A 13,285-nucleotide genomic window follows, 5' to 3' on the forward strand; every position below is an offset into this window, starting at 1 on the left:
CATTGTAACAGCGCAAACGTCCGTGGGTTAACCCACGCGGTGTTGGTAAAGCACTTCCAAGGCATCGTCAGCGGCTTGCTCGTCGGCTGTAGGCACTTCGGTAGGTTGCTCCATCACACGCGGGGTGGGCTTCGCCTGGGCAACGGGCTGGCGTCCGCCTACCAGCACGTACCACTCTGCTTCGGTCAGATAGTGCTGGCACCAGCGGCTTAAACCATCCGCTACCGTTTCGCGGCTGCGCTCACCGCCGCGAAACGCGGTCGCAAGATGAATAAATCCTGGCGGGCCGTGCGAGCACGGGCGTTGCCCCCGTGCACTTTAGAGAGCGGGCAGCGTCGGTCGTAGGCCGCGTTGGTGAGGGCATTTAGCCAACGCTCCACTTCATGTGCCTGAATACCGCCGTAAACTGCCACGCGCCGCTCCCCACGTTGAACGATAAGGTGAAAAAGAGATAACCGCCTACAGGATAGGCCAAAAAGGCATAAGACTGCCCGAATTTCGTGCAACTGTCACCTTAATGCCTTATTTCACGCCCTGCGTGACCTCCTCAAACCCTTGTAAGACGTTCACCACGTTGACCCCGATATCCTCAACGGCGTAGCCCCCTTCCATTAAAAACACGCAGGGTAGCCCAGCGGCCGCGAGACGTTGCCCAAGGGCAATAAAGTCGACGTGCTGAAAGGTAAAGGCGCTGATCGGGTCACCTTCAAAAATATCCACACCCAGCGATACCACCAGCAATTCACACTCTGCTCTATGGATATGCGCCAGCGCCTCATCCAACGCGGCCATCCACGTCGCAACGGAGGTGCCCGGCGGCAGCGGGTAATTGATCGTGAAGCCTTCACCTACTCCTTCGCCGGTTTCGTCGGTGTAGCCCGAAAAGTAGGGGAAGGTCACGTCAGGGTCGCCGTGGAGCGAGGCGAACAGCACGTCGTCACGGCGATAGAAGATCTGCTGGGTGCCGTTACCGTGATGAAAATCCACGTCGAGAATCGCGACACGGCGCTTGCCAGCGTCCAGCGCGCGCTGGGCAGCGATGGCGGCATTATTAAAAAAGCAGTAGCCGCCAAATTGATCCACCGCTGCGTGGTGGCCCGGCGGACGGCACAGGCCGAAGGTCGGCTCGCCAGTGGCTAGGGTATGATCGATTGCCGCCAGCGCGGTATCTTTACTTGCCAAGGCAGCGGCAAAGGTGCCTTCCGTAATTGAGGTTTCAGCCAGCAAGGGCGTAGTAGCCCAACTGGCCGCTCACCGACTGGGGAATACGGTCACCGCGCATCGTACGGGCTGGCCAGATATTGGGGATGGCCTCGCCCGCGTGGCCCGCCGCTTGCCATGCCTGCCAGCAGTTTTCCAAGAACGCGACGTAATCAGCATCGTGAACCGCCAGTACGGGCGCAAGGCCGTAGTCACTGGGCGAACGAACTTCAAACGCGGCTTTGCTCAAGGCAGCCAATACCAAATCCATCCGCTCGGGGCACTCAAAGGGGGTAACTAAAGCGCCATCGTGCAGTTCGCTACGGGCTTGGCGCTGGCGGCTACCTTCGGAAAAAAACGTTAGCATGCGGTTTCCTTCTTTATGCGTGATACGGCCAGTCAGCTGCCCAACGACGCTTTTGGGCTGGGGTCTGCTGCTTTAACTGATACTCAGCACGGCTGGCAGCGGCACGGTCGGCAAAGGGTTGCGCGCCCAGTAACGCTAGTGGCGGGTTTGCCCGGGTATAGCGCGCGCCTTTACCCGTCGCGTGGGCTTGGTAGCGTTTGGCGAGGTTGTTAGTAATCCCTACATAGGTACCGCGCCTACACTCAAGCAGGTACAAATACCATGGAGAAGTGGCTGTGTTTTCCATAGCGGCTCGTTAGCTGTTCGTAGAGGTAGACACTTCCTGTTCGGCCATTAAACGCTCAAGCTCTGCCAGCGGCATGGGTTTCGCTAGCCCAAAACCTTGGAATAAATCACAGCGGTACGCCAACAGTCGCTGATGCTGCTCGTTGGTTTCCACGCCTTCAGCCACCACATTAAGGCCTAGGTGGTGAGCCATGGAGATTACCCCCTGCACAATAGCTGAATCACCGTCGCTGCTGGTGATCTCACTGATAAAACTGCGATCAATTTTGATCGTGCTGATCGGCAAGTGCTTGAGATAGCTCAAACTTGAGTAGCCAGTACCAAAGTCATCAATCGACACACTGACCTGCATAGTGTGTAACTCATTAAGAATATTGATTGCTGCGTCGGTATTATCCATCAGGATGCCTTCGGTCAACTCTAGGGCCAACTGCTCTGCTGGCAATCCAGTATCCCAATAACGTTTGACGCAGCGTGGCTAGAAAACTGTCACGGTGGAACTGCAAAGGCGAAAGATTCACCGCGACCCGCAGCTCCCCCAACCCGCTGCGCTGCAACTTGAGCATATCCTTACAGGCCCGCTGCAGCACCCATTCGCTAATCGGCATAATTTGCCCAGTAGCCTCCGCCAAGGGAATAAAGCGGGCAGGGGAAATATAACCTTTAATAGGGTGCGGCCAGCGCAGCAGTGCTTCCACGCTGTCGATTCGCCCATGCCGGTTAAACAGCGGCTGATAATGCAATTCAAAGCCTTGGTGGTCGATGGCTTCCTGCAGGTCGTTACGCAGGCTGACCCGCTCGTTGGCCACTTCGTTGATGTCGTGGCTGAACCACGCATAGGCGTTACGGCCTTGCTGCTTCGCTTTGTACATCGCCATATCCGCTTGCTGAATCAAGCTTTGTGGCTGGGGAGTATCGGGCTGGCTCATGGCAATACCCACGCTGGCGGTCAAATACAGCTCATGGCCATCGATGCAGTAAGGGCGAGCCAAGGCGGGCAACAGGCGCTCGACGATGTCGATCACCTGCTTTTCGTCACTGACCGACGAAATCAGCAGCACGAACTCGTCACCGCCCAAGCGGGCCACCGTATCTTCCTGGCGCAGTGCCGCCTTCAGCCGCTGGCCTACTTCGATCAATACCTGATCACCCACGGCATGCCCCAGGCTGTCGTTGATCGGCTTGAAGTCGTCCAGATCCACGAACAGCACGCTGATGGCATGCCCCCCCAGCTGTGCCTGGGCAAACTGTGTCTGCAGGACTTCTTCGAAATGCATGCGGTTAGGCAAGCGAGTCAGGTCGTCATGGGTGGCATGATAGGCTAGGCGAGCTTCGTAGGCCTTGTGCTTGGAAATATCGTGCTGAACGCCGACGAAATGGGTCACCCCGCCATCCTGGCCCCGTACCGGTGCGACGTAGAGGTCGTTCCAGAACGGCGTACCATCCTTGCGATAATTGCACAGCGTGACGTGGGTCTCATGCTGATGCTGGATACCGTTGCGCAGCCTCTCCACCATATCCGGGTCGCGCTCCGGCCCTTGCAGAAAACGACAGTTCCGACCCATGACGTCTTCCAGCGAGTAGCCGGTCATCACGCTAAACGCACGGTTGGCGTAGATGATCGGCAAATCCGGTGCGCGGGCATCGGCAATCAGCACGCCGTTCACACTGGCTTCCACGCTGCGCTCAAGGATACGCAGCCGAGTCTGCTGCCTGCGTTTCTCTGTAACGTCTTGGGCGATACCGTAAACCCCTTCAACACTGCCATTCACTGTGATGGGTAAGCTGATCAAATCCAGAATACGACGCTGCGATTGACTATCGGTGATGGTAATTTCATTACGTGAAATACCGCCCTGCAGAACGTGCTTAAAATACGATTTGATATAATCACGCCCATGCTCTTCTACAAAGTCAGAGAAATGACGCGCGACAACTTCCTCAAGAGGAAAGCCGATCACCTTGCCGCAGGTTGTATTGGCCGTCATGAAATAGCCGCTTTTATCCAGCGAAAATACCGCGTCCGGATGATGTACAAACAGCGAACGGTAGCGCTGCTCACTCTCCTCAAGGGAGTGACTAGCCGCCGCCAGCTCTCTTGCGCGGGCGGTACTTGCCCCGGCTAATCCCACACTAAATGCCAGCAACCAGCTCATCACCAAGCCACCCACCGTGACGCTAATGGGCATTACACCTAATAAATACCAGTTGTAATGCTGGCCTGGGTAGGCGCGCAGCGTTAGGTTAACGCCCCCTGGCAGCCCAGCCAGGCGGCTTGCTAATGCCAATGAGGAAGAAGTGATGTTAGCCCTAGCAAACCCGGAGGGATGAAGCGTCAGCAGCAGTTGCTCGCCTCGGCTGACGCTGACCTGAAATGGCCCTAAGGCTAACCGCAGCTCATTATTCAGCAACGTGCTTAAATCTATCGCGGCCAATAGCTGTTGCGATTGGCTAGAGACAGGAATGGCCATCAGCATCATGCTGCGCTGCTGGTTATCGGGCACTAGCAAGCGCGGGCGCTCAAAAGGAATACTGAGCCAAGATTTGTACGGTGGGCTTGCTGAGCTGGGCTCAATAGCCAGTCGCCGTTCTCTTCATTGCGCCCCTGCGACCAGATTACCCTGCCCTGGTCATCAGCCAGCGCAATCTCTATTAAACTCAGCGTATCGCGAAAATAGTTTTGGGCATCTTGTTCAAACAGGCCTTCGCTCTGGCCCTGGTCAGCAGAGACAATCTCTAGCCGCTCGGCCATGCGCTGCATTAACCGAAGCTGCTCTGTCATGGCCTGCTCAGCGTTAAGCTGAACACTATCTAGTAGATAGCTCGCCTGCTTCTCAATTGAGTCACGCTGGTGCATGCTAAGCAGAAGCCACGCCAAGCTGCTAGCCAGCACACCTGCCAACCCGACTATAACGGTTAACCGGCCAGGGCTTAGGCGTGCAGCACGATGTCGCCAGCCTGCCACCAATAGAGCAGCCCCTAACAGCACAATAAATACCAGGACTGCGATGGGCGAAGAGCTAAACAGCGGTTGATACAGCTCATCGCTTTGCCAAAGCTGGGCCAGCACAAAGCCGCCAAAAAGCAGGAGCCCAACCCCTGTGATCCGCCATAACAAGCGCCATGGTGAGCTGCCAACGCCGCCCCCCAAACAAGCACTAACCCAAAGCAAAAAGAGCGTTGATAGCGAGGTCATGCGCCTTTCGCCGGTAATCAGTGACTCGCCAACCCCTTGATCAAGAGAGTTATGGGCCAGGGTATATGCCGTGAGCGCCAACAGTGCGCCTGCAGCGCCCCAACGCAGCCAAGGCCAGTGGCACAATGTCGCCAATAAGCTCATGCCGATCAAGAGGATCGCCAACGAAGCATCAGGAACCAACATAGGCCCAAGCAGCATCTTCGGCAGCACAAGCCCTACCAACAGACCTGCGCCGCCCATAAAGAGCAGCGTCGCTGACACCATTAATAGCAGCGTCTCAGCTGCTAAGTCACGCGTGTTTGATGGCATGAATCCCACTCGCTCCTGTGCGTGGTCAGTCGGCTGCTAGCGTTCAAACGAAACAGCCTCCGCCAGCGCTTTAAGCTGCTGGTATTGTTCATCAAGGTAGCGTCCGTAAGCTTCTCGCGGCCGGAAGTCTACGCCGGAACCGTGGATATGCTGCAGTGTATGGACAAGCGATGGTTGGGCTAGGGCCTGTTCAAATGCGCCTGCCAATCGCGCCAGACGTTCTGGTGGTGTATCCAACGGGGCAAACAAGCCTCGATCAGTCGTATTCACTAACTCAACGCCTTGCTCCATGAGCGTTGGCACCTGCGGCAATGCCGACAGGCGCGTTTCGCTGGCAACGCCAAGGGGGGTGAGTGCTCCCGCTTTGAACAGCTGGCTTGCTGACGGCAAATTCAGCATCGCGAAATCCAATTCGCCGCCTAACAGAGCCACTACCTGTGCGCCGGTATCGGGATAGTGCACAAACTGCACGTCGTCGATCGAAATACCCGTTTGCTCAAAAAACTGTAACCAGAACAAGTGATCCGTTGAGTGCGGTATCATGCCAAACAACAACTCGCCGGGCTGCTGCACCACCATGGTGGCAATTTGGCTGGCCTGAGTAACAGAGTGCCCTGCATAGGTCGCGGGAATATTAACGGTGCGTGTTAATAGTGCCACTGGTGCAAAGGCATCGTGGTAGTAATCCGCAAAGCCAGCAAAATAGGCAAGATCAATCGTTTGATGGCTGCCAAGCAGAGTGTAGCCATCAGCGGGCGCCTCTTTAACAAACTGCGAGCCAAGCGTTGCGCCATTACCCGGCATATTGATTGGCGTAACCGGCACTTCCAGATACGTTTGCGCTTGCTCTGCGATCGCCCGGAACAGCACATCCGTAGCGCCGCCTTCGCCAAACGGCACCACCAGGGTAATATCAGAAGCAGGAAAAGGGGCGCTGCTCAGCTCTGCCTGATCACTCGCTTGGGTGCTGGCAGGCAGCCCAATACCAAGAGCGACCGCAAAGGAAGTGCGTAGCAGTATCCTACGGCAAATAGTCAACAGTACCTGCAAAGCGTTCACCCCCTCTCCTGCCTCATACTACTTAGCCTTGCTGGCAACATACCTTGAATTTTCGCCCACTGCCACAAGGGCAAGGCTCATTCCGGCGTGGTTTTAAACGCATGACACTAGGCGTACCGTCGATATACCACCAGCGCCCCTCTTCCCGTACAAAACGCGAGACTTCCTCTAGCACATGCCAGCCACCCGACTCACGAAAAGTGGCGCGAAAATGCACGGAGCCTTGGTCATTTTGCACGGTTGGCGCGGCCACAATATCGAGCGCGACCCACTGGGTATCAGAATCGAGTGGTAGCTGCTGAGGGCGGGTCGAGGAATGCCAGGTGGCAAGTAGGTAGTCACGCTGATTCAACGCGAAAGCAGTGTATCGTGATCGCATCAGCGCTGCGGGAGTTGGTGGCAGCGTGACCCCTTGATAATAGGGCTGGCAGCAGGCTGCCAGCGGAGTATTGCTACCGCAGGGGCAACTTTTAGGCAATGAGTGAGTCATAGGAGTGGCTCTGGCTTGTGCAAGGAGCAAACCATGTAGATGTTTTGTTTCGGTATTAGCCCTGAGTTAGGTATAGTAACAGAGCAAGATCCCTAGACAGACGGAGTACGACAACACGATCAATCATTCTTTCCAAACGCAGTGGAGGTTCTCCTATGAAGGGTTTACAAACCGGAATGGCAGTGCACGTTTAGCGTAAACGAAGGCGCGGAAGAATCAGCAAACTGGAAAGAGCGAATCGCGTGGCGGCTTAGAGGGTTTGCCGACCGGCTAGAAGGCGGTGGCCGCACGATAAAAATCGACTACAACGTCTCACCACAGGTGAGCCGTGACGAAGTAGATACCTGCTTGGGGAAAGGGTTTGAAGTCACGCAACGGCTGCTTACCCAGCTTGCCCATCAACAGGCGTGCGAAGATGTGATGCGCCATGCGAAAGCAGAGCTTTACGAAGAGCAGCATCAGCACTAACAGCCAGACCGTAAGCGTCTCAAGAAAACACCCGCCCGATCACACTGGCGGGTGTTTTTTTTTGGGGAAAATAAACGCGTTAGCCTGAATATGGCGTTTCCGAGCGCTGCCTAAGCGCTGCATAAACGCACTACGTTCATCGAGCTGCGCCGTTTCAATATACTCATCCAGCTGGTGGGCCTGGGCAATACTGCCCGGCCCTAAAATGATGGTTTGCAGCCCCTGCCCCTGGAACTGTCCGGCCTCCGTCGCATAGGCCACCGCGTGCTGGCAGCAGCCGCTGGGCAGGTGATCCTGCGCTAACCGCAGCACCTGCTGATTGTCTCGGTCGGCCAGCCCCGGTACCGTCACGTTCAGCGGTTCAGTAATAATTTCCACGGTTTTGCCCTGAGCACTTAACGCCTCACTGAGCATTGCGCAGTAGTCGCTAAAGCGCCCGTACACCTCTTCAAAGGTTTCTGTGGGTAGGTGGCGAATTTCCCACTCGAACTGGCACTCCCGAGCCAGGAGATTAATGGCCGTGCCGCCTTTGATTTTACCCACATGCAGACTGGTATGGGGCACGTTAAAGGCATGATCCACCCGACCCTCTTCCACTAGCACTGCCATAGTATCTTCAATAAAGGTGACTAGCCTTGCCTCCACATGAATGGCGGACGTACCTTGATTCACTTGGCTGCTGTGCGCTTCACGGCCAATCACTGTGGTACGCAGGTTGGTCGCACCTTTTTGCGCCACCACCGGCTGCATGCTGGTGGGCTCGCCGACAATCACGTGGGCCGTGGTGGAGTAGTGCTCATAAAAGCGCTTAATCAGGCTTGGGGCGCCCACGCAACCGATCTCTTCGTCATAAGAGAAGCCGAAGTAGATCGGCTGCTTCAGCGGTGCCTTCGCCCAGGTGGGCACCATGGCGAGCGCGCAGGCAATAAAGCCCTTCATATCGCAAGTGCCGCGGCCATGCAAACGGCCATCAACGCCATCGCGCAGGGTGAACGGGTCGCTACTCCACGGCTGCCCTACGACGGGCACCACATCCGTATGCCCGGAAAGCATCACCCCGCCGGGCGCATCAGGGCCGATGCGCGCAATCAGGTTGGCTTTGGTACCGCAGGGGCTCATCACACGCTCAGCGGTCACGCCGTAATCGGCTAAATAGCGCTCAACAAACTCAATCAGCGCCAGGTTCGACTCGCTAGAGGTGGTATCAAACGCCACCAGTTGGGTCAGCAGCGCAGTTACGTTCGTCATGTTTATCTCGTTGGTTAGGCTTTTTAGCCACCCTAGCACCCCGCATTCCCTTTGCCTACTGAGCGCTACCAGCGTCTCGCCGAATGTTGTCCGTCACGACAAGTTCACCGTGCATTCATGAAATCGTCATCTACACTTTCTACTGTTCAGTGCACCCAAAAACCTTAATAAACGTACTGCGCCCGACCTACAAGGAGCCGTTATGTCTCGTTTCACGTTGCACGCGCTTGCCCTCGGTGTGGCGACCGCCACGTTAAGTGTTTCCGCCAATGCCGCTACCGAAGTGACCTGGTGGCACGCGATGGGCGGTCAACTCGGTGAAATTCTGGAAGGCATGACCGAGGAGTTCAACGCCTCTCAAGACGAGTACCGCGTGACGCCCAGCTACCGCGGCAACTACACCGAAACCATGACCGGCGCCATTGCAGCGTTCCGCGCAGGCGAGCAGCCGCACATCCTGCAGGTGTTTGAAGTCGGCACCGGCACCATGATGAACGCCGAAGGGGCGATTTATCCGGTGTATGAGCTGATGGAAGCTCATGGCCGTGCGTTTGATCGCGAAGCCTTCCTGCCCGCCGTGGTGGGCTACTACACCGATACCAACGGCAATATGCTGTCGTTCCCGTTTAACTCCTCCACGCCCATCATGTACTACAACCGTGATGCGTTTGAGGAAGCTGACCTAGACCCAGAACAGCCGCCGCAAACCTGGGAAGAGCTCGCAGAGTACGCCACTCAAATTACCGAGTCTGGTGCTGCTAACTGCGGCTTTACCACCTCTTGGCCGAGCTGGGTGATGCTGGAGAACTTCTCCGCTATGCACAACTCGCCGTTGGGTACGCTGGAAAACGGCTTTGGCGGCATGGAAACCGAGCTGAACTTCAACAACGAGCTGGTCGCCCGCCACTGGGACAACCTGAAAACCTGGCAAGACGCTGGCGCGTTCAAATGGGGCGGCCCGGGTTCTGGCCCGGATGCCGAACCCATGTTCTACTCCCAGGAGTGCGCGATCTTCTTTGGCTCCTCTGCTTCCCGTGCCGACGTCGCTGCCAATGCCGACTTCGAAGTGGGCTTTGGCATGCAGCCCTACTACGACGGACGTAGAAGGTGCGCCGCAAAACTCCATCATTGGCGGGGCTACCTTGTGGGCTTTGCAAGGCCACACCGATGAGGAGTACGCCGCCGTAGCAGCGTTTTTCGAGTATCTCTCCCAGCCGGAAGTTCAGGCCGAGTGGCACCAGCAGACCGGCTACCTGCCGATCACGCAAGCCGCTTGGGATCTGAGCCAAGAGCAGGGTTACTACGATGAGAACCCCGGTGCGGATATTTCGCTCAAGCAGATGACGCTGAACGAGCCCACCGAGAACTCCAAAGGCCTGCGCTTTGGCAACTTCGTCCAGATCCGCGACATCATCTCTGAAGAGATGGAAGCTGTGATGACCGGCAACAAGTCGGGCCAAGAAGCGGCCGATGCGGCAGTAGAGCGCGGCAACCAACTACTGCGCGACTTTGAATCCGCGAATCAGTAAGTAAGCACCTGCTTCGCCGCCTGCCCTTGGCAGGCGGCGAGCCTGTTTTTAAGTGCCCCACTTATTGGTGCCGTTTATAGACGCAGGATACGTTGCCTATGCAAACCAAACGCATGACCTTCCCAGGGCGTTTTTTGCCCTACGCCCTGCTGGCTCCTCAGGTCATTGTCACGCTGATTTTCTTTATCTGGCCGGCCGGACAAGCGCTCTATCAGTCGCTACTTCGTGAAGATGTTTTGGGCTACGCACGACCTTCGTGGGGCTGGAGAATTTTTCCCGCCTGTTTCGTGACGGCAACTATCTCAACTCGCTCTCGGTGACGGCCATTTTTGCCATTGGCACCACGCTGCTGTCCATGGCGGCGGCGCTGCTGCTGGCCTGCACGGTGAATCGCATGATTCGCTCGCGCAGCACCTACACCACACTACTGGTATGGCCCTATGCCATTGCCCCCGCCATTGCCGGGGTACTGTGGTGGTTCATCTTCAATCCCTCCATCGGCATCGTGCCTTATATGCTGGATATGGTGGGCTATCAGTGGAACCACCGAACCTCAGGGGCGGACGCCATGCTGCTGGTGATTTTTGCCGCCGCCTGGAAACAGATCTCCTATAACTTTCTGTTCTTCCTGGCCGGGCTGCAGTCGATCCCCCAATCGCTTATCGAAGCCGCCGCCATTTGATGGTGCCAGCCCCATGAAGCGCTTCTGGACCATTGTGTTTCCCCTACTGTCTCCCACCACCTTCTTCCTGATGGTAGTGAACGTGGTGTACGCGATGTTCGATACCTTCGGGATTACTCACGCCACTACCCAGGGCGGCCCCGCCCAGGCCACCAACACACTAGTGTACAAGGTGTACGCCGATGGTTTCGTGGGCCTGAACCTGGGGTCATCCGCCGCGCAGTCGGTGATTTTGATGGTGATTGTGGTCGCACTCACGGTGGTGCAGTTCCGCTTTATTGAGCGCCGGGTGAACTACTAGCCGCAGGCTAACTGTTGGAGTCTTGTCATGGTTGAAAATCGTCCCTGGGCGAACTTTTTTGCCCACTTAACGCTGATGCTCGGCGTCGCGGTGGTGGTGTTTCCCGTCTACGTAGCGCTGGTGGCCTCGACCCAAGCGCCGGGCGACCTGCTGCGCGGCACGCTACCAATGTTGCCAGGTGCCCACGGCATCGAAAACTTTACCCGTATGTGGCAATCCGGCGTCTCAAACGCGGGCGCGCCGCCGGCCGGCACCATGCTATGGAACAGCTTCATCATGGCCATGGCGATTACCGTGGGTAAGCTGTCGATCTCGCTGCTTTCCGCGTTTGCGATTGTCTACTTCCGCTTCCGCTTTCGGATGTTCTTCTTCTGGCTGATTTTCATCACGCTGATGCTACCCGTCGAAGTCCGCATTATTCCGACATTTCAGGTCGTTGCAGATCTCAATATGCTAAACAGCTTCGCGGGGCTTTCGATACCGCTGATTGCTTCCGCCACCGCGACGTTTCTGTTTCGGCAGTTTTTCATGACCATCCCCGAGGAGATGTTGGAAGCCGCGCGGGTCGATGGCGCAGGCCCACTGAAATTCTTTAAAGACATTCTGATGCCGCTCTCGATCACCAATATCGCCGCACTGTTCGTGATCATGTTTATTTACGGCTGGAACCAGTATCTGTGGCCGCTGCTGATCACCACCGACCCGGACTACTACACCATTGTGATGGGCATTCAGCGCATGACCTCTGAAGAGAACCCTCAGTGGCATCTCATTATGGCCGCCGTGGTGATGGCGGCTCTGCCGCCGGTATTAGTGATTTTGTTCATGCAACGCCTGTTTGTGAAAGGCCTGACCGAGACGGAGAAATAACCATGGCCAGCATTACCTTGGAAGGGCTGAAAAAAACCTACGCGGGCAACGTGGCAGCGGTCAAAGGCGTCGATTTACATATCCAAGATGGCGAGTTTGTGGTGCTGGTGGGGCCTTCTGGCTGCGGTAAATCCACGCTGCTGCGCATGGTGGCAGGCCTGGAGAGCATCACTGAAGGCACGTTAAAGATCGGCGAGCGAGTGGTGAACCAACTTGAGCCCGCCGAGCGGGATATCGCCCATGGTGTTCCAAAACTACGCCCTCTACCCGCATATGACGGTGTACAACAACCTGGCATATGGCCTGAAGAATCGCGGCTTCAAGAAAGACGACATCGACCAGCGGGTGCGCACGGCGGCCAAGATGCTGGAGATTGAGGACTTTTTGGAGCGCAAACCGCGCAAGCTATCCGGCGGCCAGCGCCAGCGGGTGGCGATGGGCCGTGCGTTAGTGCGCGAGCCCGCCGCGTTTCTGTTTGACGAACCGCTCTCTAACCTGGATGCCAAGCTGCGCGTGCAGATGCGCGTTGAGATCAAGCAGCTTCAGCGGCGGTTAAAAACCACCAGCCTCTACGTGACCCATGACCAGTTGGGAGCCATGACACTTGGCGATCGCTTGGTGGTACTAAACGCCGGTCAGATTGAGCAGGTGGGCACCCCGATGGAGATCTACGCCCGTCCAGCCACTATGTTTGTAGCGGAGTTTATTTGCTCCCCGGCTATGAACATGCTGCCGCTGGATTACCTTGCGCAGCAGGATACCCAGGGCGTGCTGAGCCAGTTGCCGAAAGAGACTGATACCGTCGGCATCCGCCCAGACGATATGCAGCTCGCCCCGCCGGCCGCGCCCTATATAACGTTGAACGCTACCTTGATGCTGTTTGAAGCCGCCGGGGCAGAGAGCCATCTCTACCTAAACTTGGCAGGCAGCGACCAACCTACGGTGGTGCGTACCGCAGGCCAGCCGCCGGTCAGCGAAGGTGAAACGCTGCAGGTGTACGTGACCAGCGATGCGCTTCACCCGTTTAATAGCGCCACTGGCAAACGTACCGCACACTAGCCCCTGCGCCTTAGGCGGGTAACAACGCTACTCGTCTAGGGCGCGGCCGGTACCGCTATGCCCCAATCCTATTCGCCTGGCCGATACCGGCATGGTTACCTGGGTATTCAAAAACGAGACGAGCACAAGCACCGCAACGACGTCTCTTGGTATATTGCCAAACGGCCTGGCACCCGCAAGCAGCTAGATGCCAGGCGACAGAAAGTCGAAAAAATCAAA

General features: G+C 56.7%; 10 protein-coding genes and 5 pseudogenes. 5 read left to right on the forward strand and 10 right to left on the reverse strand.

The features are described from left to right. Nucleotides 1-27: 27 nt before the first annotated feature. The 9 genes and pseudogenes from B4967_RS18495 to B4967_RS00555 all read right to left on the reverse strand — a co-directional run bounded on the left by B4967_RS18495 (nt 28) and on the right by B4967_RS00555 (nt 6,909). The gene (locus B4967_RS18495) at nt 28-168 is read right to left on the reverse strand and encodes a hypothetical protein (RefSeq protein WP_243470239.1); all 141 of its coding nucleotides are present in this window, start codon (nt 166-168) and stop codon (nt 28-30) included. Nucleotides 169-221: 53 nt separating this feature from the next. Beyond that, nucleotides 222-413: a hypothetical protein gene (locus B4967_RS18500; protein WP_243470240.1), complete on the reverse strand. Its 192-nt coding sequence runs from the start codon at nt 411-413 to the stop codon at nt 222-224. Between the two features lie 109 nt (nt 414-522). After that, nucleotides 523-1,567: pseudogene (locus B4967_RS00535) on the reverse strand (histone deacetylase family protein). Nucleotides 1,568-1,580: 13 nt separating this feature from the next. Next, on the reverse strand, nt 1,581-1,853 hold the full coding sequence (locus B4967_RS00540) for a GIY-YIG nuclease family protein (RefSeq protein WP_062360488.1): 273 nt from the start codon (nt 1,851-1,853) through the stop codon (nt 1,581-1,583). 9 nt (nt 1,854-1,862) lie between these two features. After that, nucleotides 1,863-2,252, reverse strand: coding sequence for an EAL domain-containing protein (locus tag B4967_RS19945; protein WP_279384617.1), 390 nt, complete (start codon nt 2,250-2,252; stop codon nt 1,863-1,865). Continuing rightward, entirely contained in the window at nt 2,245-4,356 is a 2,112-nt protein-coding gene (locus B4967_RS18505) for a diguanylate cyclase domain-containing protein (RefSeq protein ID WP_279384618.1), read from the reverse strand. Before B4967_RS18505 ends, B4967_RS19945 begins: the two co-directional genes overlap by 8 nt. Next, nucleotides 4,356-5,360 carry a hypothetical protein gene (locus B4967_RS18510; protein WP_243470241.1) on the reverse strand — a complete coding sequence of 335 codons (1,005 nt, stop codon included), beginning with the start codon at nt 5,358-5,360 and terminating at the stop codon, nt 4,356-4,358. Before B4967_RS18510 ends, B4967_RS18505 begins: the two co-directional genes overlap by 1 nt. A 36-nt stretch (nt 5,361-5,396) precedes the next feature. Beyond that, entirely contained in the window at nt 5,397-6,419 is a 1,023-nt protein-coding gene (locus tag B4967_RS00550; RefSeq protein WP_083022982.1) for a Bug family tripartite tricarboxylate transporter substrate binding protein, read from the reverse strand. Between the two features lie 22 nt (nt 6,420-6,441). Beyond that, nucleotides 6,442-6,909 carry a YchJ family protein gene (locus tag B4967_RS00555; protein ID WP_083022985.1) on the reverse strand — a complete coding sequence of 156 codons (468 nt, stop codon included), beginning with the start codon at nt 6,907-6,909 and terminating at the stop codon, nt 6,442-6,444. Between the two features lie 159 nt (nt 6,910-7,068). Here B4967_RS00555 and B4967_RS00560 point away from each other — a divergent pair. Beyond that, nucleotides 7,069-7,377 (forward strand): annotated as a pseudogene (locus B4967_RS00560) (hypothetical protein); the annotation flags it as partial. Nucleotides 7,378-7,416: 39 nt separating this feature from the next. Here the strand turns inward: B4967_RS00560 and argE are convergent. Next, complete coding sequence (gene argE, locus B4967_RS00565; RefSeq protein WP_083022987.1) at nt 7,417-8,625, reverse strand: acetylornithine deacetylase; 1,209 nt, start codon at nt 8,623-8,625, stop codon at nt 7,417-7,419. Between the two features lie 202 nt (nt 8,626-8,827). On the opposite strand from argE, the pseudogene ugpB reads away from it, so the two are divergent. The 4 genes and pseudogenes from ugpB (at nt 8,828) to B4967_RS00585 (ending at nt 13,066) form a co-directional block, all read left to right on the forward strand. After that, nucleotides 8,828-10,154 (forward strand): annotated as a pseudogene (gene ugpB, locus B4967_RS00570) (sn-glycerol-3-phosphate ABC transporter substrate-binding protein UgpB). Nucleotides 10,155-10,252: 98 nt separating this feature from the next. Continuing rightward, nucleotides 10,253-11,137, forward strand: a pseudogene (gene ugpA / locus B4967_RS00575) (sn-glycerol-3-phosphate ABC transporter permease UgpA). A gap of 27 nt (nt 11,138-11,164) precedes the next feature. Beyond that, the gene (gene ugpE, locus B4967_RS00580; protein WP_054641590.1) at nt 11,165-12,007 is read left to right on the forward strand and encodes a sn-glycerol-3-phosphate ABC transporter permease UgpE; all 843 of its coding nucleotides are present in this window, start codon (nt 11,165-11,167) and stop codon (nt 12,005-12,007) included. Between the two features lie 2 nt (nt 12,008-12,009). Beyond that, nucleotides 12,010-13,066: pseudogene (locus B4967_RS00585) on the forward strand (sn-glycerol-3-phosphate import ATP-binding protein UgpC). Nucleotides 13,067-13,285: the final 219 nt, after the last annotated feature.

This window comes from Vreelandella lionensis (genome assembly GCF_002087295.1).
Classification (GTDB): domain Bacteria; phylum Pseudomonadota; class Gammaproteobacteria; order Pseudomonadales; family Halomonadaceae; genus Vreelandella; species Vreelandella lionensis.

Coding starts and splice junctions, on each gene's coding strand:
- B4967_RS00540 (WP_062360488.1), bottom strand. CDS start 1,853: ATGGAAAACACAGCCACTTCTCCATGGTATTTGTACCTGCTTGAGTGT.
- B4967_RS19945 (WP_279384617.1), bottom strand. CDS start 2,252: ATGGATAATACCGACGCAGCAATCAATATTCTTAATGAGTTACACACT.
- B4967_RS18510 (WP_243470241.1), bottom strand. CDS start 5,360: ATGCCATCAAACACGCGTGACTTAGCAGCTGAGACGCTGCTATTAATG.
- B4967_RS00555 (WP_083022985.1), bottom strand. CDS start 6,909: ATGACTCACTCATTGCCTAAAAGTTGCCCCTGCGGTAGCAATACTCCG.
- argE (WP_083022987.1), bottom strand. CDS start 8,625: ATGACGAACGTAACTGCGCTGCTGACCCAACTGGTGGCGTTTGATACC.
- ugpE (WP_054641590.1), top strand. CDS start 11,165: ATGGTTGAAAATCGTCCCTGGGCGAACTTTTTTGCCCACTTAACGCTG.